Below are 26,720 nucleotides of genomic sequence, written 5' to 3'. Positions count from 1 at the left end.
AGTGAAGGTAAGGATGCCAGTAGCATATAGTTATGACTTAAGGAAAAAGGTAATGGAAGCGTTGGATGAAGGAGAGAGTGGAGAAACTGTTGCCAAGAGATTTAAGATCGGAAAAACAACTTTATATGAGTGGAAGAAAAGACGTGAGAAAACGGGAGATTTTCAGTCAAAAAAGCCTGGAAGCGTGGGCTATAACCATAAAATTACCGACTGGAATGCATTTGCCGAATTTGCAAATGAACAAGGTAGCAAAACTCAGTCAGAGATGGCTAAGCTTTGGGGCAATATTAGTAGACAAACAATTCATCGAGCACTTAAAAATATAGGATTCACAAGAAAAAAAAGACCTACGGGTACAAAGAAAGAAATGAGGAGCTCAATTTGCAAAGGTTATAGCGACAAAAGAACCTAAAGAATTAGTGTATATAGATGAGTCTGGCATTGATAACACTGAAGACTACCCTTATGGATATTGCCAGAAGGGACAGCGGTTTTATGCCCTAAAATCTGGCAAGAAAACTCAACGAATCAGCATGCTTAAGTGGAAGAAAGATAGTTGCTCCGGTAACCTTTGAAGGCCACTACAATATGAATATCTTTAATAAATGGTTTGAGCAGTTCCTGACACCGATTTTGGAACCTGGACAAACTGTTATCCTTGATAATGCTACTTTTCATAAGTCTAATAAGATTACTGAACTTGCTAAAGGAGTTGGTGCAGAAATTTTATATCTACCGCCTTATTCTCCCGATTTTAACAAAATTGAGCATCATTGGTTTGCTATAAAAAACAGAATTAGGAAAAACATTCCTCTATTCACATCTTTTCATCATGCTGTTGATTCTTCCTTCTTATGACTTTTTTGGACTATTATGGAAAGGGCTATAACTCTCGCTTGTGCGCTTCATGTCCTGGTTGCCTTCCTGGATTCCTGTTACTCTTCTTTTTTGTTTTTTTACATCTTGTGATGGTGGTAGAGATAAATTTTTTGAATTTAAACCCAGCTTGTCTTGTAACTCTATTACTTCCTTTCTAAGATTTTCTATCTCTGCTTTCAGATCGGCATTTTCTGACTCTAACACCACAATCTTCTCTTGCAGCACTTCTATCATTAAACCCTCTCTATCTAGCTTATCTTCTCTATACCACTATACCATTTTTGTAAACTACTTTCTTATATCGTGAACGGTTACTAGAAAAGCTTTCGAACTATGCAAGGTATCTTTTTGCCTTTACTATTTCTTTATTGTTTTAAGGCAACTGTCTGAGCTCCTCTGCCTTAGCATTATATCTCCACTTTCTGCAAGTTATTCCATTAAGTAGTAAAAATATTAGACTTGCTGCAAAACTAAGAAAAAAAGACCAAAGATAGAGCAGATTGAACTTACAGTAAAAATAGAACAAAAAACTCCAACAATAAATTGTACAAACTTCATCAGGTTAACTTTAACTTAAGAAAACATAAATCAAATTTTCTTGCTAAAAGACCTTACTTTTTCTCCAACCTTACTCAAACGCACTCTAGCTTAATGCATAATTTTACCCATAAACAACCTTATCTTTGGTACTTTTATTAGTTACAAGTCATCTAGAAAACCCAGATGCTCTACGAAGCCCACCAATCAATATCAGATCCTGCTCTTGTCCTATAGCATTCAATATAGCGTATAACAAAACCATCGCATCTTCCCCAGTAATACGCTTGCATCCTCCACAAAATTCGTATTCACTTAACTGTCGATTTGCCTCCACCCTTTTTCGTTCAACTTGCTCTGCGGTGTTAGCATACTTCAACTCTATTCCAATTGGATGAGTATCATCATTTTCCGCAGATTTTGATAATATTAGGTCTATTTTCCTTCCTCTCTGTAGCTGGAACTCAATAATTACCTTGGCAGGATTACCGCAACTTTGAAATATCCCACGCAACAAAGCCTGAAATTTAGCTTCATTGTTCACGAGTAGACGGTTTCCATTTAATAACGGAGACAACAGACGAGAAATCTCGTTAAATAAAACTTCATACCTAGCCCTGTACTCACCATTCACATTACCATCATTACCAAAATTAGGCGCAGCACTCATCAATTCATCTGCAAATTGATGTAAGTTCCTAACGTTACCCATTTGTTCTGAGAACCTACCCTCAAAATAACCTTCTCTATGAGAACGTGAGTAAGCACGTAGTGATTTAAACTTCCTTGCAGAAACCACTTGTAGATGATTCTGGGCATCCACCTTACAAAGCACCTCACGTACCTTAGCATCACCTGTGGCTTGAGGTAGTAACGATAGGTCCAATGCCTTATCTGGCAAAGTCTGCCACTTCAAATGACGAAAAATGTGAAGCACAACAAAACCAATACTTGATACAAATAGAGCTAGAGTTAACGTATGCCTTACAATTTCTGCTGCATTTCCCCTACCACCTATACGTCTCATTCTCTCTCTTTGAGAGCAGTTAAATAGATACTTGTCAACCGTTACTACCCTTCGTCTACCAGCTACTCTTAAAAGATCGGCTGTGGACAAAACATTTCCCAAGAAAAACGATGACATACAGGAAAAAGTGTCACAATGAGGTGATTGAGTGAACTCTGATTCTATGGGTTGTGAAAAACGTTTTACACTCCCAATAACTTCATTTCCATGAGGATGTAGTAACCCCGGTATTAAGGAAAGACCACCTTCTGAAAAGGCCTGCACAGAAGTTCGTAGACCATCACCTCCACGCAATTGAAAATTTAACGCTACACAAACAGCACTTGGTGATGAGGTATGAATAGGCAAAGACGAAACAGAACAACTTTTAGCATAATCTTTAGCTTGTTCTAACCCTTCCTCATCACCAACCTTCAACTCAATTATAACTGGAACTGAATCATTTGCCTGATCAACACCACGAACAAGCAAAACAACATCTGCATAACCTTTTCCTATGAGTAGCTCTGGGTAGACACCAGCCACAGACCGGTATCTAAAATTTACTAAAAAACCACACAGAAAACCGTGGTAATCAGACTCTGCACCGAACACTAAGCTACCTTCATGTTCATCATGTATATCAACAATGTATTGCAAAATCCTTTTAACATTAGTACGCACTTCTCCTGCGTTATCATTTGCCAACTCATTCATCAGGTCTAACAATTCACCTGGTGCTCTGATTGGGTTAATTTCGTGAAAAACTGGTGCTTCATATTCATCACGTTGAGGGAAACTGTGTCCTTCATCAAAATGCCTACATTCCTCTCCAAATCGAAATATTTTATACTCTTCCCAGTCCAGATCCTCATCTTCCTGTAATTCTTGTGGAAGATTTTCTTCTACCTGCTGCTTCTCTTCTGCACTAAACCTTGACCCAGGGCTGTTCTCATTATCAGCAATAGTATAACACCTTACTATTCTTCTATCTTCTTCATTAGTAAGAACTGCAACTTTCAGATTTCCACAACCGTCAAAACGAAAATAAATTCTTTCATCATTTGGATCTGCAATACTAGAATCATGTGCAGTAGCAAACATGCCAAAGAAGAATGCAGGAAAAAAGCCGTGCTTATTAGCAGAATGCAAAAAAGATGGACAATTGTTTAAAAAATCCTCAAACTTCCCACTGAACTCAGTACAATTTCCATTTAATAAATCCCTAACTAATTCATCATCTTCATCATTACCATGCATAAACACTCCTACTTGTTAATAACTACAACAGGCGAACCACTAACACTAGTGCCTGCTAACGTGGATTGAGGAACTTCAGTGCTAGCAGAGGATAAATTCAAATTTCTTGCCGACTTACACAACTCTTCTATTAAATTGCAGGAGCTAGTTGCATCTATCATCTTAGAATTCCTTGTTTTATCTAAACTATTTGCTATCCTCTCTTTTAATGATTTAAAGCTTTTGTCTGAACAACAATCTTTAGCAAACTTTAAAATACTCAAGACCAAATCAACTTTTTCACCATCGCCAGCACTTTGAGTATTCTTGCTGTTCTCCTGATCTACAATCAAATTTGAAATTGCATTTTCCATTGCAACAAAAGCAATCCTATCTTTAAAAGAATCAACAACATTTATTTTATTTTGGTTAAATACGCTAGATCTCCAAAGACTGCTAATAGCTGACCTTGCTTCATTCCTGTTATCCAAGTCATAATCTTTAGAAACTACAACAAATGAAAGCGATGAGAGAAGATGTGCATATCCTCTAGGTGAAAGCATTTTCTCTACTTCAGATCTTGAACATCCCTCGCTCAAGTACTGGATAACATACTTAGTTGTGCAAAGAAAACCGTGCTCTACTAAGCAACTAAGAGGACGATAGATAACACCCCTATCTTTCTTATTCGGTAGCCCGAGCAGTGACTTATGATCTACTTTCGCGCTTATGACTTTACCTAGAAGGGAATTTAAGGTAGCAGCAAGTTTATAGCCAGATTGAAATGGAGATAATTTTGCAATAGCAGAAACTAGCAACTTTTCTCGCCCTTCTTTCCCTAATTTTTTTTCAGAACATAGAAGATTATAGAAGTGTTCCACTCCCTTACTCCACTTGAAATCTACAGCCTTATTAAATCCATCTTCTGCTTCTATATTTTCTTTGAGGTCACCTGATTTTTCATCAATCCAGAAACTGAATACATGGTCATCCTTCTCTACAAAGCGCAACAGTTCAACTCTTGCAAGTTTGTCGTTGGCAGCCAACTCCCGATTCTCCTTACTCGCGCCTTTATGACATAAATCAAGCTTAAAAGACTCCAACATCTTGTTGAATAGTTGCCTAATTTCACTCTTCACACATTCAATACATGCTATTTCATAGATAGCAAAAGGATCCAATATATCTAACCTGGCCAACTCTTTCACCAATCTAGCAGGATTTAACTCTATACCTGACCAACAAGATTCATCACGAAACGCATTACATAAGAGGTCCGATTGCTCAACGGTTAGACCCTCTACTGTTACAGGGTGAGCCTTGACCCATTCCTCAATAGCTGAAGTTCTATCACCTTTAACAACATCCTTCAGCTTACTTATTACTTTGCTAGAGATAATCTCTTTATCTTCTTCAGAATCAGAACTGAGACGAGATCTTTTGCTTGGGCCTGCATTACCCTTCAAATCTTCCGTTCCACGTTTAGTTTTACTTTTTGGCATCTAATTACCTCAAAATCAAATATTCAATGAAGGTATTATACAAGCATTAGAATAATATACAAATCGAAAAATTAGTGTGCACCTAAATTTAAGCAGTAAGTATAGACCTGCTGCAAAAGAGGAGATATAAAGAGAGATGTAGCAAGAGGGAAGATGAGCTTAAATTATCAAATCAACGTTATTCTACTTTACCTCACTAGCATTTTCCTTACCTTGAACCTTACTATTACTCACAAATATAAACATTCGTTACGTAGTTCTTAATATGTCTACAGAGACGAAATTTCCCGAATTATTTATAATTAACCCTCACGATCACATTCTGGGACCATACATCAGAAAACTTTTATATTATTAGTTTTGTAGTAAAATTATATGAGTACATCATATCTATTAAATCAGAAGCTTTATGGATTATAGACTGAGAGCTTATTTGTTTGGGGTTATCTGGTTTATACTTAGCTTATTTAGTAGTGTAGCTAATGATACTATATCAAAATATCTAAGTTTACATCTTCAGAGTTTTGAAATAATTTTTTTCCGCTTTCTGTTTACCACTATTACCCTTGTACCTTTTATGTTTTACTATGGAATAGAAGCTTTTAAAACAAGTCAAATATCTATTCAAATAACTAGAGGTGCATTATTGTTTTGTGGAACGGTCTTATGGACCTATGGATTGAGTACTTTCCCCATAGTAACTGCAACGATTATAAGTTTTTCTATACCATTATTTGTTATACTTCTTGCAATCCCTTTACTAAACGAAAATATAATTTGGCAAAGATGGATAGTAACTATTATTGGTTTTGTTGGTATTGCTATTACTATCAAAGCTCATAGTGAAGACTTTAATCCTAAAATTCTTATTTTTATTGTATCTGCATTAATCTTTGCTATATTAGACATACTTAATAAGAAACTTGTGATAAAAGAGTCAGTAATAAGTATGTTATTTTATTCAGCTCTAACGACAACTATTTTTTCTACTCCACCTTTGTTATTTTATTGGCATATGCCTTCCTTGTTGGAATTAGTATTACTGCTGATTCTGGGAATTAATTCAAATCTAATTTTGCTCTTTATCTTAAAAGCTTTTACTCTTACTGATGCTACTGCACTTGCACCTTATAGGTACATAGAGCTAATAATTTCTGCAATAGTAACATACGTTATATTTAATGAATTACCTGATAAAAGTGCTTTATATGGTACTTTGATATTAATATCTTCAACCTTATTTATAATTTATTCGGAAAGTAAGGCAATTAAGCAAAATAATGTAACAACAAAAGTTTATGACTCTCATTGTTAATGGTATTTATTTTAGATGCTAAGCTATATTTTTAAGGTGATAATAAAATGCACATAACTATTATAGGAGTAGGGTATGTAGGCTTAGTATCTGGTACAATGTTATCGGAGCAGGGCCATAAAGTTGATTGCATTGACATAAATACTGAGAAGATTGAACTTTTGAAATCAGGGAAAATTCCTCTATATGAACCTGGATTAGCAGATTATTTAGAGAATAATATAAAGTCACAAAGGATAAGATTTTTCGATTCGTATTTTCAAATAAATCCCAATACAGAAGTAGTATTTATAACTGTAGATACTCCATCAGACTCCCTAGGAAATGCAAATTTAAAGAATGTATATAATGCAGTAAGTGAAGTTTCTGAGAGAGTTAATCAAGATTGCTTAATAGTGATAAAGTCAACTGTTCCTCCTGGTACTGCAGAAAATATACATAATTATTTATCTAATAAGGGCTATAACTTTGATTTGGGGGTGAATCCAGAGTTTTTCAAGCAAGGCTCTGCAGTATCAGATTTTTTATACCCAGATAGGATAATAATAGGAGTAAAAACTAAGCTAGCTAGGGCAAAACTAGAAGTTATATATAGACCATTTATAGATAAGAATATTCCGTTAATAGTCACTGATACAGTTACTGCTGAAATGATTAAATATGCTTCTAATGCTTTTCTAGCAACAAAGGTTGCTTTTATCAATGAGATGGCAGGTTTATGTGAGCTATTAGGAGCAGACATTGACCTTTTAGCTAACAGTATGGGAATGGACCATAGAATAGGTAAGGAATTTCTCAAAGCTGGTCCAGGATTTGGAGGATCATGTTTTCCTAAAGATTTGTCAGCTTTAATAAGGCTTGCTGAAGACCACAATGTTAAGCTACAAATTTTAAATTCAGTTAAGGAATCTAACTATAATCATATAACAAACATTGCTAAAAAGGTAGAATATCTATTAAATGGAGTCCAAAATAAAAAAATAGCAATATGGGGGCTAACTTTTAAGTCTGGTACTGATGATGTAAGAAATAGCCCAGCTATAGATATTGCACAATTGTTAGTGAATAACAAGGCTAAAATTACTGCATATGACCCAATGGGGATGGATAATGCTAGGCAAGTTCTAAAGGATATAGAGTACGCGGACAATGCTATAGGGGCTGCAAGGGACGCGGAAGCCTTGTTATTGTTAACGGAGTGGAAAGAATTTAAAAATCAAGATTTTGCAAGTTTAAAGAGTATTATGGCTGCACCTAATGTTTTTGATTTCCGTAATTTATTAGATAGCGAGCTGTTACTAAGATATGGTTACCATGTTTATTCCTTGGGTAAAAAATCTATCTACAAAGTTTAACTGTTGAGAAATTTTTTTTACACCGCTTTACTTAGTTTTTTAAGATCTTTGCTTGATAGTATGGAAAAGCAAACGAGTGCAACAACAGAGCAAATGGAAAAAAATGAAAACATAATACTGTTACCACAGTGCTTAACAAGTACTCCTAAGAGCACGCATGAAAATATTGAACTTGCAATATACCCAAATAATCCTGTTAAGCTTACAATTGCACATACATTATTTTGTGGAGCAATTTCTACAGCTATAACACCTGTCAGTACTTGCACTCCAAATATAAAGAATCCTGATAAGATTGCACCAAGGTTCATAAGAATTATGTTTTGACCAAAGTTCATTGCAATAAAAGTGAGTGCTATACCCAACATGTAAAATAATGCCAGCAAGCTTCTATTTTGAAAGAAGTACATATCACTAATTCTTCCTGTGATTAAAGTTCCAAGGATTCCACCTAAATCATATACACCTGTTATTAGTGAGGATTGTACAAGAGAAATTTGTAATTTATCCCTTAAAATTATAGGAAACCAAAAGAAGATTCCCATTTTTATAATATAAGCACAAAAAGTAGCACAACATAGAAACCATATGGAACTTGTTACCTTGATACCTATTTGAGATTTATGCACCTTATAATAGGTAGTAAAGTTGGCAATTTCTTTGTAATATGCTTTTAATATTATATAAATTCCAAAAAGTAAGCATAAGAGACCAGAGTACAAAAATGCACTCTTTGCATCATACATTTTTATTATACTTGGTAATACAATTAAAGTAATACAAGAACCAAGTTGCTGAGATGCGCTCATAACTCCCCATGATGATGCAATTGAAGAGATGCTAGAGTTTGTAACCATAAACTTGGTAATAGCTGGCCAACCTAACCCTTGTGTCCAAGCTAATAATATTAATGTTAACAGTAATAAAGTTAGATTATTATATGATAAAGTTATACCAATGGTTAATAATCCAGTTGCAATATTGCATAGCCCAAACATAAATAATGGATTATTTTTGGAGTCCATGATTATTCCATTAACAAATTTTGATACTCCATAAAAAAAAGAAAAGCAGGCAAAAAAATAGCTTAATTTTACATGGTCAGTATCTATTAACAGTGGTAGAGCAATTGGTATACTTTGTCTTGATAAATAAAGCAGCATATATCCACAGAAGAATAGTAAATATTGAAAGAAGACAAAGTTCACACCTATTCCCAAATAGCTCTATGCAGATGCTAGCATAATACTATATTGGTATAATATTGTTTGACAAGAAGTTTGCAAACAATTAGTGCAGAAAATTACTTACTTAGTATCTTTCTTATAGCAGATACAGTAGCATTAATATCTTCATAGCTTATATCTCTATGTGTTATAGCTCTGATTTTACCTTTGATGTTAGCCATTCTAATTCCATAATTTGTCATTAGTACGTTTATTAATTCTTGAGTAGATATACAATTAGTACGTAATGAAAAATACGCTATATTAGTTTTATACAGGTCGATATCAATTATAACTTGATCTATGGAGTCTAGGCCTTCTATAAGGTGCTGCATTTTTTTATGATCTTCTTCTAAAGAATTTACATTATTATGTAGAGCATATAAACATGCAGCTGAAATAATGCCAGCTTGGTGCATACCTCCGCCAATTTGAAACTTATAGTACCAAGCTTTTTCAATAAACTCTTCACTTCCAAGCAATATTGCGCCCATTGGAGCACCTAATCCTTTACTAAAATCAATGAATACCGAATCAAAATAACTTGCATACTCCTTTGGAGATATTTTAGTATGAGCACAAGCGTTGAACAGTCTTGCTCCATCTAAATGAGTGAATACGTCATTCTCTTTACAAAGACTTGAGATCTCTTGAATATATTCTAAAGGCCACACAGCTCCACCTCCAAAATTTGTCGTTTGTTCGATAGAAACAAGCCCAACTCTCGGAATATTTCTTAAACTAGGACGAGTAATAAACTCAACAATTTGTTCTCCAGTAAATATTCCTCTCGTACCTTTGATGGGCAAAGGAGTGGCATGTGCCTGGGCTGCGATCAAGCCAGATTGTACTATAAGCGGATGTGAAGTTTCATCAAGCAGCAAGTAATCACCAGGTCTTTGAATGTGTACTTTATAAGCAATTACATTGGACATCGTTCCTGAAATCAAAAAGATTCCTGCAGGTTTACCTAATATTTTACATGCGGTTGCCACTAATTCGTTCACAGTTGGATCTTCACATGCAGCTTCGTTTCCAACTTTTGCTTTAGCCATCGCTTCCCTCATTTTAGCTGAAGGGTCAGTGTTTGAATCGCTAAAGAAATCTATTTTTATTCTCATATTAAATTTAACACAACCTCCTTTATAATTTCAGCAGCTTTCATGATGTCTGTTTCCTTTGTGCCAAGATGGGTAACTGCTCTTATATGAGACTCGATCCAAGGAAAAAGCAATAAACCATAAGCTTGGCACTTACTCAAGAAAACCTCATTAGTTACATTTAGTGCTTTTATACTAAAGCTTACTATATTAGTTTCTGGATAAGGTAGTACCAGTTTTATGTGTGGAATTTCTTTAATCTTATCTGCAAACAATTTAGCGAGCTTATTATCTTCTTTAAGCCTAGAGATATTATTCTGTAGTACGTATTTTGCTGCATTAGCACAATACCCTATCTGATGATAACCACTACCTAGCCAAACCTGTAGCTTTTTAGCCCTTTCAATTATCTCTCTTTTACCCATAAGCATTGAACCAAAAGGAGCGCCAAGTCCTTTAGTAAAAGAAAAGCTCATTGTATCCACATATTTAGCATAATCTGCTAAAGCAATATTTGTTTCGATATGAGCATTAAATATTCTCGCACCGTCTAAATGAAGATTTACATTGTGAGCTTTTAAAAAGTGATATAACTCGACTTGTTTTTCAAAAGGATAAATTTTACCATTAAACCCATTTATACTATTTTCTATAGAAACAAGACTCACCTGAGCAAAAATTTTATACCTCGGCTTAGAATTAATAGCATATTCTACTTCATCAACATCTAAGATTCCGCTATTATTTCTAATACAATTAAATACGATATTATTTACTTTTGCATTGCCTGCGCTATCGAAAAAATTAACGTGATAATTATAATGAGTTATTAGTTCATCACCAGGACTTGTTTGACTGGCAATGGCTAATCTATTTGCAAGCATACCGCTGGTTACAAATAATGCTTCTTCTACTTTGAATAATTGTTTGCAATATTCTGATAAGTCATTACAGCTTTTGTCTTCACCATAAGCAAAATCTCCAACAGTTGCATTACTTATTGCATTTATAATGTTGGAGCTCTGCAGAGTTGTAGTGTCACTTCTCAGATCAATAATTTTTTCCATCTTCTTTTTCGACATTCAAACAACCAATTTGAGCATTCCAAAGTTCCTTGTAAAGACCTTGCTTAGAAACTAGTTCAGCGTGTTTACCATCTTGGACAATTTTTCCTTTGTTAAATACTATAATTCGGTCCATGTGTAAAAGTGTAGAAATACGGTGTGCTATAGTAATCGTAGTTTTATTTTGCATCAGTTTAAATAAACTCATTTGAATTGTTTTTTCTGTTATAGAATCTAACTGACTAGTTGGTTCATCGAGAAATAATATTGGAGCGTTTTTTAAAAATGCCCTTGCTATTATTATTCTTTGTCTTTCTCCTCCAGATAGCTTGATGCCTTTTTCTCCAACTGTAGTTCCATATTGATCTGGTAGAGTCATAATGAAATCGTGAATACCAGCTAGCTTTGCAGCTCTCATTATTTCTTCGATAGTAGATTGAAGTCTACCATATATGATGTTTGCTAAAATAGTATTATGAAATAACAATGGGTCTTGAGGTATTACAGATATTTGTTGCCTCAAAGAACTCTGTGTAACTTCTGATACTATTTGATTATCAATCTGTATATTACCTTTTTTAACATCAAATAGCCTTAGAATTAAGTTTATAAAAGTAGATTTACCACCTCCAGAATAACCAACTAGACCTACCTTTTCGCAAGGATTAATGGTAACTGAAAAATCTTGAAATAATGGCTCCTGACCTTCATAAGAAAAAGAAACATTATTAAACGTTATTCTTCCACTTAATAAATTTAATTCTTTAGCATTTTCCTTATCTTGAATTTCTGGTACAGTAGTCAAGATTGGCAATGCATCTGAAACTTTGCCAAAATGAGTAGAAAATTGTGTAAGATTCCTAGTTAGATGGTTAAGAAACTCTATAATTGATATATTAATTCCAAGTACAAGAGCAATATCTCCTATTGCGATCTTGTTCAATTGATAATCATGAATTAAAAAGTACAAGTTTACTGCTTGGAGTATATCAAATGAATAGCCATATATAAACCAAAGCCAAAAGTATGCCCATTGTAATTTTCTCTCTGCAATAGTTCTTTTCTTGCATATTTGAAAAAATTTGTGTCTCTCATGTGCTTGCTGAGAAAATAACCTTACTGATATAACATTTAAAATACTATCTGCTATACTAGCTATTACTTGTGAATTTTGTTTAGAGTAATTATCAGCTAATTCAGTAAGTACACGAAAGCTGAAAATCGAGACTAAAATAAAAATGTTTACCCAAGTGAATGTAGCGATTGCAAATTTTATGTTTACTAATGATAAGGTATAAATAGCTAAGACTAATGCTATGCTGTAACCGAAAAAACAATCTATAAGCAATCTTATTAACTCTATCACACTATCCATTAAGTTACTGACCTTATGTACTAAGCTTCCAGATAAATTGTTCTGATAATAGGAATGGTCTTGTTGGAGTAGCCTACAAAAAGATATATCAGCTATCTTTTGACGCATTAAGGTAAACATTCGAATGTCAACAAAATAGCCATAGAATCTAAAAGCAGTAGTGATAAGTAATGCCATACCAAGATAAGCGCTTACAGGTAATAAAAGATTTTCAATTACATTACCTTCCTGATATTTTACAGCTGTATCTAGAATATTTTTTACTAAATACTTTCTAAAAGACAAATCAACAGCTACCACCAGGGCAACTAAAAACATTATAAGTACATTAAGCTTGAATTTAGATACTATATTCAAGATGAACATCAATACACATTTGAAGCTATCAACTCTACCTCTGTTCATTTATAATGCTAGCTCCACTACGTTGACTTTTTTATTGAGAAATACAAGTAGTGAAAACCATAAATTTTTGTATATTTTTCCTGAAATGTCTCCAGCATCATGTAGTGCTGATGCTCTATTTAGAATAAGTAGCTTATATAAATCTTGCTTAGTCTCAGTAGTGTCGATCTCAGAAATATTTGTAGTTGTGTCTGTAATAAAGGCTAACCAGCTCTTGATAAGTTCTTCCATGTTTTTTGCTTTTATACTTTCCTGGTAGCCAAATAATGACAAGCATTTTCTCAGTATAGATTCTGTTAACTCACCACAATTGAGTATACCAAAAACTGAAGGCTGAGGTTTTGGCACATAGGGAAGATCTTGATCTTTTACAATCCACCTTGTTACATAAGCAAATCTATCTTTAGCATCTGTATTCTTATCACTACCATGCCATAACCGTGAATCAAAAACTATCGCATCTCCTGCTGAAATAGGTAGTGACTTAATTTTATAATTTTCTCGGTTATTTGAGTACTGATCAAAGAAATATGGGTACCAAAAATCAACTAAAGGCTGTATTTCCCATTTATGACTGTTTTCTATAATTTGCAGTGCACCTGAAGTTTCACTGACATTATTCAAAGCTAACCAAACAGAAAAGTGGTAAGGATCATTGAAACTATAGGAGATGTCTTGATGGAAGGGAACTGCATCTATTAAATCAGCAGTTTTACATATAACATTTGATTTTTTCTGCAGTATATGACACTGAAGTGACTTTTCAAGGTAATTTTTAATAATTTTATCTAATGCTTGAGAGATAATTCTAGTTACTTGAGATAACATGCCCCATCTGCCAGTACAGTTTAAGTAGTCAGAAGTTGAAACACTTAGTTCTTGGGATAGCTTTGATATTTTATTTGTTATATCACTTAAAGACTGAGTTATTAGTTCTAAAGGAACCAGATTTTTGATAATAAAAAAACCATTTTTTTGTAGTATTTTCATATGATTAACACCTGACATCAATGACTGATAAGTAATCTGTTAAAGGTACAACAGAAGAAATTTTGAATCCTTTTACTTGTTTGAGTATTTTTTCCCAATCGCTTAATGTTCTTAGTTTACCTCCTGTTTCAACCATGACATTAATATCTACAGAGCCTCCAGCTGGAGAGCGGTAATCTAAAATAGTTTCTATCAATAAAATACGAGATATTCCTTTGACCAATTTTAAATAAGATAATACTTTATCATCATCATAATGCTGCAGAAAGCGGCAAAAGACACCTAATTCATAATTTGTAGCTGATAGTTCTTCCTGAGTTATAAGTTTGACTTTTAAATTTTCTACTAACTGTCTTGGTACTTTATGTTCGTTATATAGGCCTATAGAACCTTTATTGTGTATATCAGAATAAGCAAGAAATAAAGAGTGTACACCAAATAGCAATATATTCTTAGCACCATCTATATTGATCCTAGAATTAAACTCTTTAGTATCAAACCTAGAATATCCTAGCAATGCTTGGTAAAACGCTATTTTCTTATCTTCTGATGCTTCTCTTTCCTTAAAAGATTCAAATGAAGAGATTGACTTCTGTTTTAGTATATCGGCAATCTTTAACCAATTCTTTTCAGCGGCAACTCTTGCCCACATCGTTGCTGCTTTTGGCAAAAATGGTATTTCCTTAAAACACTTACCTTTTGATGATAGTTTCCATAAGTCCTCGTCCTTATCGTAATCAATAAACCCTATTTCCCACAACGCCCTTAACAGCCTTTCTAGATTTGGTACGACAATGTTTAACTTTTTAGATAAAACCGTCACAGTTGCAGGTAAAATATTTAACAAATCAAGTTCAATAGCAACGCTTGTTAGGTACGTTTTCCAAAAGGCTGAAAGTTCTGCAGAAATCCTATGCACTTGAGATTTTTTACCTAAATTAAAAATACTAAACTTTACATTTCCGGTAATATCGATTTGTCCTAACACACCTTCAAAAGTTTCAACTTTTGCCATGCCATTATAGAATGCTTCTACCATTTTAAATCTCTGCTGGTAAACAGGATCACCATTAATATCTATATGAAACCAACCATGTTGATCTTCTGCAACAGAATAGCCTTTATGAAAAACATTAAGATTCTTATACCATTTATTATGTACTAACTTTCCATGATGATTAATATGTGTAGCTTTACCATCTTCATAGACTACAGCGATACCATCCTTAAAATCTCCAACATAATCATATTCCTCCTGATAAATCCTGTTGCCATTTAAATTAATATGAAAACATTTATCATGTCTTCTAACTACACAAATATCTTCCTGATAATTTCCAATCCATTGATACGACTGTTTGTATACTCTACATCCAGATGAATCAATATGGTAACACCCTGTATCATCTTCTACGGCCGCTCTATTAAAGTAGAATCCAAAAGTTTTTAGAAATCTATTATGATAAACTGCTTCTCCTCTTACATTGATATGATAAGCACCTGTCTGATCATAAACCGGTGCAAGACCGGGCTCATGAAATTTACCAACCTTTATAAACCTATTTTCATACAAAGGATTTCCTAGTAATTCGTGAAAGCTCTCACACGGTGAAATTTTAATAGATTTAAGATTATCTTTGATTAATTGATCAAAGGTTTTCTCATGTTGCATGTTTTGCATAATTTATAATTTAAATAATTCTTTTGTAAGCTTAGGTACTCACTACTCTGCCATATTTCCTCGAGTTTAACCTCATTAACATTACCAAAATTTCCTAATGTCTTACGGAGTTCATCTGGGGCACAGCAAGGACTAAACTTTCCTTCATTGTTTATCCATGCTTCTTTACCTAAAAATGGGCATTGACCACCTGGAGCCAAATCCCTAATACCTTCTTGAGAAAGGATTGTGAAGTTTTCTAATTTTATCTTTTTACCATTTGGCAATAGCATATTATCTCTAAGTTCGTATAACCTTCTCACCTCCGTGTTCCATCTACTAATTGCTAATTCATCTCTTCTCATAGATAGATCCTTAATTTCCTTAAAATGCGCCCAAAGATGATGTCCTTTAACTCTATCTATGCCGTTTTTTATGGCCATCTTAACTATGTCATAGAGTTCATGTAAATTACTTTCCAAAAATGTTAATTGTAAAGTAACGGTACACCTTTCACCTGTATCGCTAAAGTATTTATCCCTCACTTCAAGGAAAGTTTTTAAATTTTCTGTCACTACTTCCCATTTTGAACCTTTCATGATTCTTTCATGAGTTTCTTTAGTTGCTCCATTCCAGGAAATCTTAACATCAGATAAAATTGGTACCAATAATTCAGCCCATTTCTTAGCTCCTTTAATAGGGAAAGAACCATTGGTCGTGAGGTTAAGCTTCAGGCCGAACTCATGGCACAAATTGATTATTTCATCAAAGCTTTTGTACATTAAAGGTTCACCCATAGTAGAAGGAATGATTTCCCTTAAAGGTGTGCCAGCTGCTTCCTTAATTACTTTTCTGATAGTTTCTATCGACAGTATCTTAGGTTTTATTCCTTTAGCTTTCTTTTCTTCTTTAACTTTGCTGTATGGTGAAAAACATTCGCACATTATACAAGCAAAATTGCAGTAATCTGGATTAGTATCAAAAGTAATTCTCCAAGGACCAGGTTTCAAAGCTACTGACTTGCCTTTCTTTTCAATAGCATTACGGTAAATCTTGTTAAGTTTCTCAGTATGCTCACTTATAGAAGGTATATTTCCATTTTTAGTATAAGGATAGCCTTTTTGGGTAAGTTTACTATATAACTCCTGATCTGTAGATAGGATTTGCATTTTTTCTGATAAACTACTTGCATCTCTGTGCTTAAACAATAGTCGATCTCTTACATATTCTGCCATGCCACCATAATCGGCTGTTATAACTGGTATTCTAAGTTGCTGTGCTTCATGTATTACTAACGGTGAATTTTCACCCCAAATTGAAGGAACGACTATTGCATCAACTTTATTAAATACGTCAGTAACTATATTCTTGTTATCATAACTTCCCATCCATTCTATTCTTTCTTTAACAATAGGTAAAAATTGATCGGTAATCGCTTTTAAAGCTCTAGTTTCTTCTCTTGCTGCTCCCCAAATTCTAAGTTTTGCTTTAGATGATAAGTGAGAAAAAGCTTTCAATAATAGATCAACACCTTTTTCGGGAGTATGAGTACCAATATAACCGAAAATAAACTCTTTTTCTTGTGCTCTATTTCTATTCTTAAGACGATTGAGATCAAAACCATAATCAAGATAAGAAATTTTGTTTATCGGAACATTAAAATTCTGAGTAAATTTGTCCATCAAGAATTTCGATGGGGAAATAAAGTAATCTATATAGTCTATTATTTTCCTTGTGTGCTTCATTCTAGTTGCAACCCATTGTTCCCAATAATTTATGTCTAAATTCAGGAATTCTTTATCTCCTGTAAAATATCCTTTGTAACATTGGGTTGCACATTTTTGATCCTTTTGTCCATCACAAAGCCGTAACAAATCTTCAGAATTGCGTTGAATAAACCTTCCTCTTGGACACATTAACCAAAAGTCATGTAGCGTAAAAATTGTAGGTATATTTTCTTTAAAAGCAATTTCTGGTAAAGTAATTGATAGATGATTAAGATGACCAAAATGTATAAGATCTGGCTGAAAGTTATCTATTACTCTTTTAAATTGTATATCTACTTCTTCATTGATAAATTTGTAACGATATTTAGCTATGGGTATATTAATTAAATGCAGTAAGATTCTGGAATCACTACGATCTAGGACTGTAGTGTAATAAAAATCAGGTAAAAAGCTATTTTCATACCTAGTAAATACTTGTACCTCATTGTTATTTGCTAGTTCATGAGCAAGAGTTTGGCTATAAACCTCTGAACCAGCACTATAATAAGGAGGGTAACCATGAATAACTTTTAATATTTTCATATATTACCATATCTATATTGTTAGGATATTGTTGTGTATTGTTTTGTAGACTTTTTATAAATTTACTTAATCCTACTTCTAATGAATGTTTTGGAGACCAACCAAGTAGCTCTTTAGCTCTAGTAAAATCACCATGGAACTTAGTTACATCAAAATTTCTTGGAGGATAAAAATCAATTCTAGAATCACTTTTCGTGACTTTTAATATTGTTTTTGCTAAGTTTTCTAAAGTACATGGGCTATTAGTAGTAAGATGAATAGCAGGAAGAGAAGATTTTTCGCTTTGTAAATATTTAACAGTTAAGCATATACCCTCTATAACATCATCCAAATAGGTAAAATCAAAAACACATTCTTTACCTTCTATTTTAATTGGATCACCTCTTAATGCATTAATACAGAGTGCAGGAATTACTCTACTGTTATGATCTAGTAAACCACCGTATACATTTGAAAAGCGTAATATTGCTACATTAAAATCTTTTGAACTTGTTATTTGTTCCTCAATAAATGCTTTACCTTTTGCATAATTATTTATTGGATCGATACTAGCAGATTCTGTAACTGGCAGTTCCTTCTGCTCTCCATAGACTTCCCTACTACTTGCATATATAAACCATGGTTTATTTGAAAGTGACTTACATAACCCTAAAAACTGCATTGTACCATCAACATTAATTTTTCTACACAGTTCAGGATAAAGTTCACCATGTATAACTCGAGAAATTGCAGCCAGATGAATAATTCCTGTACACTTAGCAAGTAGTGGTACTATATCTTCTGAAAAAAAACTGAGTGGATTGTTGTGAAACCTAATATCACAGCTTATTACTTCATGGCCCTGGTTTTCTAACTTTTTCACCAAGGTTGACCCTATCAAACCTGCAGCACCTGTTATTAATATCCCCATGTATACCCTCTCACTACAACTAGGAAAATTTGTCGTACCAATTATCTTACAAGTAAGAATCAAAAGATATTATAAAACCAGTATAAAACAAATGTCAACTTAAATTAATGAATAAAAAAATGTAGTTATGAAAGAAAAGTTGGCCGCCTTTTTTTTTGAAAATAGTGTTCGGCTTTAATCAAATCCTCTTTATTATTTACTCCCATTGCTTCTCTTTCATCAGAAACTACATAACCTACACTCAAGTTATTGTTTGCTGCAATGGGTACTATATCATTAAGACAATATTCATTGGTCGAATTATTAAATTTTATTTCTTTTACTAAGGTAAAAAGATCTTTAGCATATGAAACTATTATTCCAGAGTTTGCAAGAAGCATTTTATCGCCATTTTTTAGGATTTTTTGAACATTTCCGTAATTATCAATTACTAATCTTCCATATTGTTCATCTTGACTATTGAATCCAAGAAGAACTAAATTATTATACTTTAAACAATCAGTCATTTTCATAACTGTATCACTAGATATAAAGGGAGTGTCTCCATACTGTATTAAAACTATGTCTTGATCAGATAACTCCTCCAGATTTTCTAGAGCAATTTTAACTGCAGTGCCAGTACCTGTAATATCTTCTTGAATTATTAGTTTTATATTGTATTGATCGATTATACTTTTTAGGGTATCAAACTTTTCTAAATCTTTTAGAAGGGAGTTGTTAACAACAATTGATAAGCTTTTTAGACTCAGCGATTTTGCATTAGAAATTATATGCTCTAAAAGAGTAAGATTTCCCACTTGGTGCAACGCTTTTGAATATTCAGAATTCATTCTACTGCTCTTTCCTGCTGCTAATATTATCAAAATGTTACTCATACATGACTTAGGGATTGATTAGATAGTAAGTTAATTTATAATTAATAAGATGTAAAGCCCACTATAATTTTCTAAATGATCTAGATCTTGGCACCCTCATTAGAGTTTCATTTAAGAGAGCTATAACTTCAAACTCTTTACTCGATTTTCTACGCTGACATCTTGTAAACTCTGATCTGGACTTTTTAATATTTCTAATAATCTACTTGCAAGGTTTGAGTGTTTATTAATTACTGCAACCTGGACTAATGACTTGCCTTGATCATCACGAGCATTTGTTACAGCTACGCGCTCATCAGGTTTTATTGCTTTCAGCTTACTGATAATTTCAACATTACCATTTTTTGCATTCTCAAACAGCTCTTCTACTAATTTCAATAGGTTAGTAATATTCTGGTCTCGAGAAAGATCAAGTGGTGTTTTACCTTCTTTATTCTTGATGTTATAAATTGCACCATGTTTCAACAAAGACTTTACAGCTTCAAAAAAGCTATTTTCAGTATCAACATGCAACGATGTAGTGCCTTTAACTATTGTTTTAGCATTAATAAAATCACTCAATTTATTGTGGCTTACACGTTGTAACAAAGCTTCAATAATTTCTTTATGACCTTTGGAAGCAGCAGTGTGTAATGGTGTATTACCTTTGTTAGTAACTTTAGTAGCATCAGCTCCATTTGCTAGCAAGATATTTACAACTTTTATATGCCCATTATTAACAGCATAATGTAATGGCGTTCTTCCATCCACGTTTTTCGAATTAATGATTGCTCCATCTCTAATTGAACTCTCAATTCCTAAATAATTATTATCTTCTATAGCCTTAAATAACTTCTCAGTCAATTTTAGTAATTTTATAACTTCTGGGTTTCCTCTTCTTTCTGCAAAGTGTAATGGTAAAACATATCTATCTCCTTCAGCTCCAGCATTAAAGTATGCTCCGCTCATAAGTAGAGACCTAACTATATCTAAATTACCAATTTGTGCCCCTAAGTGTAAAGGCGTAGCATTTTTATCCATTTTTGCATTAACATCCGCTCCATTTATAATAAGAGTTTTAACTACCTTAGGATGACCATATTGAGCTGCAAGATGTAGGGCTGTGCCTTTATTTTGATTTTCTTTTACATTTACATCAGCACCATGTTTCAATAGAACGGTTGCTATCTGATCATAACCTTTTTCTGCTGCAAAATGTAAAGGAGTCCAATTTATGTGATCTAGAGCATTAACTTCTGCCCCTTTTTTTAAGAGCAATTCAACCACCTCTAAATGATCATGGTCTACTGCAAAGTGTAGAGGTGTAGTACTTTTAACTGTTTTAGCATTAATGTCTGCTCCTTTATTAAGCAAAGATTTAGCAACTTCTAAATTACCATCATATGTTGCACAATGTAGAGGAGTCCAACTTCTGTTATCTAGAGCATTAACATCTACTCCATTTTCAACCAAGAAATTCATTATTTCCAAGTGATTATGCTCTGCGGCCAAATGTAGAGCTCTTCTACCATCATCCATCTTTGCATTTATATTTGCTCCTTTTGCAATTAAGCTCTCTACTATTTTTAAAGAAAAACCATTATATGCTGCATTATGTAAAGGAGTCCAATTCTGATCATCCACGTTGTTAATGTTTGCTCCATTTTTAATTAAAAAATCACTCACCTCGAAATGACTTTGCTGAATTGCTAGATGCAAAGGTGTAAAACCTTCGTTTTTTTTAGCATTAACATTGGCTTTTTTCTCTATTAGTAGCTTCACTACTTCTAAGTGACCATTCTGAGATCCTATATGTAAAGCTGTGGAATTATCGTGGCCTTTAGCATTAACATCAATTCCCCTTACTAGAAGAAGAGACTTAACTACTCCAAAGTGATTACGTTCTGCTGCTAAATGCAGAGGTGTAAGATTCTCATAATCCTTAGCATTAACATTAGATTTTGCTTTTATTAAAATGTCTACTAACTCTAAAAAGCCATTTTGAGACGCTAAATGTAGAGGTGTAATCTTATCACCTGTTTTTGTATTAACGTTTGCTCCCGCTTCAAGCAGAGCCTTAACTATATCTAATCTACCAGTTTGTGTTCCCAGATGTAAGGCTGTAATGTTCGCATCAACTTTATGATTACCTACTCCTAAAGATCCAGCATTAATATCAGACCCATGTGAAACAAGAGCTTTAACTACCTCGAGATTACCATTTTGTACTGCAGAATGCAAAGGTCTTGCTCGATCATTATTTACAGCATTAACATCTAATCCCTTTTCAATAAAAACATTTACTATATCTAGATGACCATTCTCTGCTGCTAGGTGTAAAGGTGTATTAAGTTTATCTGTTTTAGTACTAAGATCTGCTCCATTTGCAATCAAGGTGTTGACTATATCTAAATAGCCTTGCTGGGATGCAAAACTTAAAGGTGTAAAGCCTAGAATGGCCTTATGGTTTACATCTGCTCCATGAGCAATAAGAAAGTTAACCATCTCTAAGCGATTTTTTGCAATTGCAAAATACAGTGGCGTAAAGCCATCGTACTTAATCTCTGAATTAATATCTAAACCTTCTCCTAATAAAGTGTTGACTAAATCCAACTGACCATTTCCTGCTGCTAAATGTAGCGGTGTAAGACCAAGATGTTTCTGAGTTTCATAATTTTCATTTAAAAACTCTACAAAAAATTGCAGCTGATCCAGATTATTAGATATTCTATTAGTAAACATAAAAGCCTCGCATTGAAGAATTTATGTAAAATATAGCATCTACAAGTTTTTAAGCAAGATAAATCTTCTTCTTAAAAAAGATACTGTAATCCAATCTGTGTGCTTATAACTTTTTTATTTGATCATGAGTGATCAGCTGTCTCAGCTGCAATAGAGACACCTGCCTTAAGTAGCTACGTCAATTTTCTCTTTTTTTTCGCTGATGATGATGTCTTCATTCTTCTCAGTAACCAACATTCCTTTTAGAGTATAATCGTTACGTGCACCAAGAAACTTGGAAAGAACAATAGGAAATCCACTTAAAAAGCATTAATAATTATACACAATTCTGAAGAAATATTCAATCTTTTTATTGTTTTGAATGTGTTGATGAAAAAAACGTCTGTCAGAGATCATCTGAGAATTGCATTTTAGGCTTTAGATGTAGAAGGGGTCTTATCGTCTTTTTATAAATACTCTAAAAATAGGCTTAAATCGCCAAGAGATGGATATCATGAATTTAGTAGCGTAAAAACATCAAAGATACCTCATATCATAAAGTTTAATGTCAACATTTGGTAGCAACATTCCCGATTTACAAAGCAGAGGCAATAAAGGTTGCAAATAATCTACGTATGTTGGACGTTTCTGTTGATGCTATTTCTAAAATAACAGATTTATCTATTGAGGAACTTGAAAATCACGCTTCCAAAACTTAACCTGAATTAAAAGCAACATTAGTTTACTGATTTCTACACAATATATTAAAATATCAATGAAGGTGATTACATAATTAATTATCTGCATTGCTGAATGAAATTCTTGTGCTTCTGTATTCAATATATAATATTAAAAAAATATTTTAGTAAATTTATTAAAGTAGATACTAGAAACTCGCTTATTTCGTTTTTCTAGCTCAGTTATAGTTTTGGATTTTGCTTGCAGAATTTGTCTATCACTTTCTGGTTATCCTCTATCATTTTACTTGCCTCTTGCTGAAGAAATTTGATATTTTTGAGTGTAATATTGTCCATCTCAGTCGATGCTACTTTCAATTGCGATTGTATTCTTATGTATTTATCATCTATTACTTGTTCTAGTTGATAATCAACGCAATCCAATCCAGAAGCAAACATCACATTCAGTAGTGGCTTGATCCACCCTATTTTGCCAAATCTCCTTGAGTTAGCATACTTTATACTTCTATTTGTTCCACCAGTGCCTATTGATAGCAGTATAATCTCATCATTTGGAAATAACCTTTTACCACTTGCATATGCACAAGCCGCTGGATTATTGGCAAACACTCCGCCATCTATCAACACTCTCTCTCTTTGGCTAATTTTTAGACGTTTTGGTGTGAAGTACGTTGGAGCAGCTGTTGTAGCTCTGAGTGCATCTTTTAACTTAATGTTTTCTTCTTTCCAACTTTTGAAGAAAAATTCACAACTATTGTGAATGTCATAACTGGTGAGCAGTAGATTACTAGCAACATCGGCCATAGTGCTTTCGCCGAAGTATTTGTTGAGAATAAATTCCATATTTTTATATGAGTACTGAGAACCACTCAGCCAAGAAGCGATTGATTTTCTCCAAAGTGATGCTTGAAAGATATATGGTCCATACTCTTGGTAAAGTTCAACCAAATCATTGGCAGAGTATTGAAGTTTATTGCTTTTACAAAGTCCAGCAACAACAATTCCACCGGTTGAGGTTCCTGCCATTAAGTCAAAGATCTGGGAAATTGGCTTTTTTGTCCTAGATTCAATTTCTGCTAGAATAATGGCAGGAATTATTCCTCTAATTCCTCCTCCATCTACAGATAAAATGTACTTTGTCATTTGTTATAGTTATTTTTGTCTCTGCTCAAGCTCGTTAACTTCTTCAGCAAGGTTTTTGACCCTTTCTTCAAGACGATAGATGATTTCTGTAGTCCTTTGGTTTTGTTCTATAAATTTATCATGCATGTGTACTCTTAAGTCGAGTTTGGCCAGCCACCAGATAAATGCTATTGTTTGTATTACCATAGTAGCAATTACTGCTACAGGGATCTTTCCTGTACTTTGGTTTTTCATCTTAAAGTTCTCTTGCACAAATAGCTGCGTATTGATATATACAAGATTCATCAAAATTACGTCCAAAAAATCTTTTCTAAAATAAAGTTAATTGGTTGCACTGAACAAGCGATGCAAATAATATAAGAGACATGAAATCTAGCCTTTTTCGAAAATTATTAGTAAATTCGATAATACCAATAATATGTACTATCTTTTTGTTTCAACATTTTAGACCTTCAAAAAACATACCAATAAAAAGTAATGCAAATGGCAATAATCTGGAAAGATTGTCTACTGCAGCTAAAAAATGTAACTTAGATACTGTAAAGTCCTTAATAAAAAATGTGGTAGATATCAATGCTACTCATCATTTTGGCGCAACATCATTACACTATGCTACAAGCGGAGGCTGTTTAGAAGTTGTAAAATTTCTAATTAAAGAGGGCATTGATATAAATATTACTGATGCTTTTGGCTGGACAGCTTTGCACTATGCTGCACAGGAAGGACGTTTGGAAATTACTAAATTTCTACTGGAAAATGGAGCACATTCTCTTGCTAAAAATAAAGATAAAAAAACTCCTTTAGATCTTGCTGTAGAGGAATTAAACAATAATAAAGAAAAAAAAGATATTTATGAGGAAATTATCAATTTACTTTCCCATAACTGCTGTTAATATAGTACGATAGCCCAAATTATCAATTACATGCCCAGCCTTATTTATTATCCAATCACCATAAACTCCTTTGCGAAACCCCAAAAGGTTGATCTTTGCTTCGGCAAATAATTCAGGACTTCCTGGCATTGTGATATTAAGTGTTACTGTACTGCTCATCAGCTGATTTAATTTTGCAGATGCTGCACTTTGCGCCAAATCACTGCTTGCATAAACATCTCGCAGAATATAGCTTGGTTCCTGATCACCTACTTTTTCTGTTATAGTCTCTGCTTTTTCATAATCATACCAGTAGGCAATAACCGAGCCATATTGATTACGCTCATTAAATCTTACTTTCCAATTTGTAATATCTCCAGGTGTGAAAGTAATAGTGCTTAAAGTTTTTCCGGTAACTGATTTTGCTTTTCCTTTTGAAACAAACAGTAAATACCCTCCTGCAGGTTTTGCTATTGCTCCATAAATTTGAGCAAGCCTGGTTAAAAAATGCATATCGCTCTCTGCGGTCTGATCAATATGTGATATCATGATACTTGCAAACTCTTCAGCAACTTTAGCTTGATAGCCATGTTTGTTTGCGATTTTTTCCACTAAATCACTTAAAGTAGTTTGATGCCACTCATTAAACACTTGTTCCTTTAAAGACTGTTTTAAATCTGCTGCATGACTCTTAATTTTTAACGCCTGTGGCGGGCCTTGTAACACAATTTCATTTACTATGTAATCTCCCATTGGCACAATGCCAGTTTCTTTATATCCAAGTAAAATATTCAGCTTTGCTCCAGTTCTAGGAATCTCAAATAACGAATCACGGTCATCAAGGTGAATTATAGCAGTATCACTTATTACTCCAGCTTCATCAGTAATATGCATTGATACCAATCGACTCTTTATCAGCTCAGTGATTAAAACTCCCTCTACTGAAATACTAAAGTCTGGTGTCACTTTAATTCCATAGTTTTACTACTTGCTTTTGTATTGCTTTTTGAATTACAGGCAGTTTAATGGTTAACCCTGCAGGAAGAAGCTCATACTCTGCAAGACCAGGATTAGCTTTTAATACAACCTCAACTGTGCCAGAGCTGAATCCATAGTGTCTCCAGCAAATAAAATCTAACATGTCATTTTCTTTAGTTTTGTAGTACATCATTGTCAGCTGCAGTAAAGTCAGTAGTGTTATTTTGTGATGATAAATTGCTATAATGTTTTAAACTTAAATGAAACTCAGTTTTCCTTGGTTCACCATTCGGAAAAAAATATTTCTGTGTTTCTTCTATTTTTACGATAACAAAATGGCCTAAAATGTTACCTTGGCCATCAATAAGTAAAAGAGGTTTCGATGAATTTCGCATATTATTTATTTGCTTCAGCCCTCCTGAATAGATTACTCCTGCAAGCTCAACAATGTCCTCTCCAGGACCAATACTTTGGAGCAATGGCTTTTCCCCAATACGCTCAAGTGCAGGCCAGCGATATTCACTTCTGCGTGTAAAGCCTTGCTCAATTAATGAAAATCTATATGGACCAAGAGATAACATA

General features: G+C 33.6%; 21 protein-coding genes and 1 pseudogene. 4 read left to right on the top strand and 18 right to left on the bottom strand.

Annotated elements, in window-relative coordinates; translation table 11 throughout:
• Positions 1–13 precede the first annotated feature (13 nt).
• Positions 14–858, top strand: a pseudogene (locus AAGD70_RS01555) (IS630 family transposase).
• On the opposite strand, the gene AAGD70_RS01550 reads toward AAGD70_RS01555, so the two are convergent.
• From AAGD70_RS01550 to AAGD70_RS01540, 3 genes are all read right to left on the bottom strand, one after another.
• Complete coding sequence (locus tag AAGD70_RS01550) at positions 853–1,113, bottom strand: DUF6444 domain-containing protein (RefSeq protein ID WP_065094363.1); 261 nt, start codon at positions 1,111–1,113, stop codon at positions 853–855. The pseudogene AAGD70_RS01555 and the gene AAGD70_RS01550 sit on opposite strands and share 6 nt — an antisense overlap.
• Before the next feature lie 472 nt (positions 1,114–1,585).
• Entirely contained in the window at positions 1,586–3,682 is a 2,097-nt protein-coding gene (locus AAGD70_RS01545; protein WP_065094362.1) for a hypothetical protein, read from the bottom strand.
• Positions 3,683–3,690: 8 nt separating this feature from the next.
• Positions 3,691–5,163, bottom strand: coding sequence for a hypothetical protein (locus tag AAGD70_RS01540; RefSeq protein WP_065094361.1), 1,473 nt, complete (start codon positions 5,161–5,163; stop codon positions 3,691–3,693).
• Positions 5,164–5,572: 409 nt separating this feature from the next.
• Here AAGD70_RS01540 and AAGD70_RS01535 point away from each other — a divergent pair, with 409 nt between their 5' ends.
• Together AAGD70_RS01535 and AAGD70_RS01530 are read left to right on the top strand one after the other, a co-directional pair.
• A complete protein-coding gene (locus tag AAGD70_RS01535; RefSeq protein WP_065094360.1) occupies positions 5,573–6,478 on the top strand; it encodes a DMT family transporter in 906 nt (301 codons plus the stop codon).
• 47 nt (positions 6,479–6,525) lie between these two features.
• The gene (locus tag AAGD70_RS01530; protein ID WP_065094359.1) at positions 6,526–7,833 is read left to right on the top strand and encodes a UDP-glucose dehydrogenase family protein; all 1,308 of its coding nucleotides are present in this window, start codon (positions 6,526–6,528) and stop codon (positions 7,831–7,833) included.
• A 17-nt stretch (positions 7,834–7,850) separates the two neighbouring features.
• Here AAGD70_RS01530 and AAGD70_RS01525 read toward each other — a convergent pair whose 3' ends face one another.
• The 12 genes from AAGD70_RS01525 to AAGD70_RS01470 all read right to left on the bottom strand — a co-directional run bounded on the left by AAGD70_RS01525 (position 7,851) and on the right by AAGD70_RS01470 (position 24,522).
• The gene (locus AAGD70_RS01525; protein ID WP_065094358.1) at positions 7,851–8,996 is read right to left on the bottom strand and encodes an MFS transporter; all 1,146 of its coding nucleotides are present in this window, start codon (positions 8,994–8,996) and stop codon (positions 7,851–7,853) included.
• A gap of 140 nt (positions 8,997–9,136) precedes the next feature.
• Positions 9,137–10,180 carry a threonine aldolase family protein gene (locus tag AAGD70_RS01520; protein ID WP_065094357.1) on the bottom strand — a complete coding sequence of 348 codons (1,044 nt, stop codon included), beginning with the start codon at positions 10,178–10,180 and terminating at the stop codon, positions 9,137–9,139.
• Positions 10,177–11,226 carry a threonine aldolase family protein gene (locus AAGD70_RS01515; RefSeq protein ID WP_065094367.1) on the bottom strand — a complete coding sequence of 350 codons (1,050 nt, stop codon included), beginning with the start codon at positions 11,224–11,226 and terminating at the stop codon, positions 10,177–10,179. The genes AAGD70_RS01520 and AAGD70_RS01515 overlap by 4 nt, the downstream gene beginning before the upstream one ends.
• The gene (locus AAGD70_RS01510; protein ID WP_065094356.1) at positions 11,210–13,003 is read right to left on the bottom strand and encodes an ABC transporter ATP-binding protein; all 1,794 of its coding nucleotides are present in this window, start codon (positions 13,001–13,003) and stop codon (positions 11,210–11,212) included. The genes AAGD70_RS01515 and AAGD70_RS01510 overlap by 17 nt, the downstream gene beginning before the upstream one ends.
• Positions 13,004–13,993 (bottom strand): phytanoyl-CoA dioxygenase family protein, encoded by a 990-nt coding sequence (locus tag AAGD70_RS01505; RefSeq protein ID WP_065094366.1) that lies wholly within the window; start codon positions 13,991–13,993, stop codon positions 13,004–13,006. It abuts the gene before it with no gap.
• Between the two features lie 4 nt (positions 13,994–13,997).
• On the bottom strand, positions 13,998–15,674 hold the full coding sequence (locus tag AAGD70_RS01500) for a WG repeat-containing protein (RefSeq protein WP_065094355.1): 1,677 nt from the start codon (positions 15,672–15,674) through the stop codon (positions 13,998–14,000).
• Entirely contained in the window at positions 15,635–17,962 is a 2,328-nt protein-coding gene (locus AAGD70_RS01495; protein ID WP_065094354.1) for a glycosyltransferase, read from the bottom strand. Before AAGD70_RS01495 ends, AAGD70_RS01500 begins: the two co-directional genes overlap by 40 nt.
• Positions 17,919–18,872, bottom strand: coding sequence for an NAD-dependent epimerase/dehydratase family protein (locus AAGD70_RS01490; protein ID WP_065094353.1), 954 nt, complete (start codon positions 18,870–18,872; stop codon positions 17,919–17,921). The genes AAGD70_RS01495 and AAGD70_RS01490 overlap by 44 nt, the downstream gene beginning before the upstream one ends.
• Before the next feature lie 125 nt (positions 18,873–18,997).
• The gene (locus tag AAGD70_RS01485; protein WP_065094352.1) at positions 18,998–19,747 is read right to left on the bottom strand and encodes an NTP transferase domain-containing protein; all 750 of its coding nucleotides are present in this window, start codon (positions 19,745–19,747) and stop codon (positions 18,998–19,000) included.
• 120 nt (positions 19,748–19,867) lie between these two features.
• Positions 19,868–22,468: an ankyrin repeat domain-containing protein gene (locus tag AAGD70_RS01480; protein WP_065095276.1), complete on the bottom strand. Its 2,601-nt coding sequence runs from the start codon at positions 22,466–22,468 to the stop codon at positions 19,868–19,870.
• 899 nt (positions 22,469–23,367) lie between these two features.
• Entirely contained in the window at positions 23,368–24,288 is a 921-nt protein-coding gene (locus AAGD70_RS01475) for a patatin-like phospholipase family protein (RefSeq protein ID WP_065094350.1), read from the bottom strand.
• 9 nt (positions 24,289–24,297) lie between these two features.
• Positions 24,298–24,522: a hypothetical protein gene (locus AAGD70_RS01470; RefSeq protein WP_065094365.1), complete on the bottom strand. Its 225-nt coding sequence runs from the start codon at positions 24,520–24,522 to the stop codon at positions 24,298–24,300.
• A 131-nt stretch (positions 24,523–24,653) separates the two neighbouring features.
• Between AAGD70_RS01470 and AAGD70_RS01465 the strand changes: the two genes are divergently transcribed.
• Complete coding sequence (locus AAGD70_RS01465; protein WP_065094349.1) at positions 24,654–25,181, top strand: ankyrin repeat domain-containing protein; 528 nt, start codon at positions 24,654–24,656, stop codon at positions 25,179–25,181.
• On the opposite strand, the gene AAGD70_RS01460 is transcribed toward AAGD70_RS01465, so the two are convergent.
• From AAGD70_RS01460 to AAGD70_RS01450, 3 genes are read right to left on the bottom strand one after another with little or no spacing between them, the layout of a single operon-like run.
• A complete protein-coding gene (locus AAGD70_RS01460; protein WP_065094348.1) occupies positions 25,158–26,126 on the bottom strand; it encodes a phage late control D family protein in 969 nt (322 codons plus the stop codon). The two genes, AAGD70_RS01465 and AAGD70_RS01460, sit on opposite strands and share 24 nt — an antisense overlap.
• 1 nt (position 26,127) lies before the next feature.
• Positions 26,128–26,301 carry a tail protein X gene (locus tag AAGD70_RS01455; protein WP_245611407.1) on the bottom strand — a complete coding sequence of 58 codons (174 nt, stop codon included), beginning with the start codon at positions 26,299–26,301 and terminating at the stop codon, positions 26,128–26,130.
• A gap of 10 nt (positions 26,302–26,311) precedes the next feature.
• The gene (locus AAGD70_RS01450) at positions 26,312–26,719 is read right to left on the bottom strand and encodes a phage tail protein (protein ID WP_065094346.1); all 408 of its coding nucleotides are present in this window, start codon (positions 26,717–26,719) and stop codon (positions 26,312–26,314) included.
• Between the last annotated feature and the right edge of the window lies 1 nt (position 26,720).

Source organism: Wolbachia endosymbiont (group A) of Nomada flava (assembly GCF_964027055.1).
In the GTDB taxonomy this organism is placed as follows: domain Bacteria; phylum Pseudomonadota; class Alphaproteobacteria; order Rickettsiales; family Anaplasmataceae; genus Wolbachia; species Wolbachia pipientis.
Note: the sequence above shows the minus strand (reverse complement) of the source record. Positions and strands in the feature narration are given on the sequence as shown.

Bases quoted from the DNA above. Each gene is read 5' to 3' on its own strand.
- AAGD70_RS01510 (WP_065094356.1), bottom strand. From the start codon at position 13,003: ATGAACAGAGGTAGAGTTGATAGCTTCAAATGTGTATTGATGTTCATC.
- AAGD70_RS01500 (WP_065094355.1), bottom strand. From the start codon at position 15,674: ATGCAAAACATGCAACATGAGAAAACCTTTGATCAATTAATCAAAGAT.
- AAGD70_RS01490 (WP_065094353.1), bottom strand. From the start codon at position 18,872: ATGGGGATATTAATAACAGGTGCTGCAGGTTTGATAGGGTCAACCTTG.
- AAGD70_RS01450 (WP_065094346.1), bottom strand. From the start codon at position 26,719: ATGTTATCTCTTGGTCCATATAGATTTTCATTAATTGAGCAAGGCTTT.
- AAGD70_RS01520 (WP_065094357.1), bottom strand. From the start codon at position 10,180: ATGAGAATAAAAATAGATTTCTTTAGCGATTCAAACACTGACCCTTCA.
- AAGD70_RS01540 (WP_065094361.1), bottom strand. From the start codon at position 5,163: ATGCCAAAAAGTAAAACTAAACGTGGAACGGAAGATTTGAAGGGTAAT.
- AAGD70_RS01495 (WP_065094354.1), bottom strand. From the start codon at position 17,962: ATGAAAATATTAAAAGTTATTCATGGTTACCCTCCTTATTATAGTGCT.
- AAGD70_RS01525 (WP_065094358.1), bottom strand. From the start codon at position 8,996: ATGCTGCTTTATTTATCAAGACAAAGTATACCAATTGCTCTACCACTG.
- AAGD70_RS01470 (WP_065094365.1), bottom strand. From the start codon at position 24,522: ATGAAAAACCAAAGTACAGGAAAGATCCCTGTAGCAGTAATTGCTACT.
- AAGD70_RS01505 (WP_065094366.1), bottom strand. From the start codon at position 13,993: ATGAAAATACTACAAAAAAATGGTTTTTTTATTATCAAAAATCTGGTT.
- AAGD70_RS01485 (WP_065094352.1), bottom strand. From the start codon at position 19,747: ATGAGTAACATTTTGATAATATTAGCAGCAGGAAAGAGCAGTAGAATG.
- AAGD70_RS01550 (WP_065094363.1), bottom strand. From the start codon at position 1,113: ATGATAGAAGTGCTGCAAGAGAAGATTGTGGTGTTAGAGTCAGAAAAT.
- AAGD70_RS01455 (WP_245611407.1), bottom strand. From the start codon at position 26,301: ATGTTAGATTTTATTTGCTGGAGACACTATGGATTCAGCTCTGGCACA.
- AAGD70_RS01535 (WP_065094360.1), top strand. From the start codon at position 5,573: ATGGATTATAGACTGAGAGCTTATTTGTTTGGGGTTATCTGGTTTATA.
- AAGD70_RS01480 (WP_065095276.1), bottom strand. From the start codon at position 22,468: ATGTTTACTAATAGAATATCTAATAATCTGGATCAGCTGCAATTTTTT.
- AAGD70_RS01475 (WP_065094350.1), bottom strand. From the start codon at position 24,288: ATGACAAAGTACATTTTATCTGTAGATGGAGGAGGAATTAGAGGAATA.
- AAGD70_RS01515 (WP_065094367.1), bottom strand. From the start codon at position 11,226: ATGGAAAAAATTATTGATCTGAGAAGTGACACTACAACTCTGCAGAGC.
- AAGD70_RS01545 (WP_065094362.1), bottom strand. From the start codon at position 3,682: ATGCATGGTAATGATGAAGATGATGAATTAGTTAGGGATTTATTAAAT.
- AAGD70_RS01465 (WP_065094349.1), top strand. From the start codon at position 24,654: ATGAAATCTAGCCTTTTTCGAAAATTATTAGTAAATTCGATAATACCA.
- AAGD70_RS01530 (WP_065094359.1), top strand. From the start codon at position 6,526: ATGCACATAACTATTATAGGAGTAGGGTATGTAGGCTTAGTATCTGGT.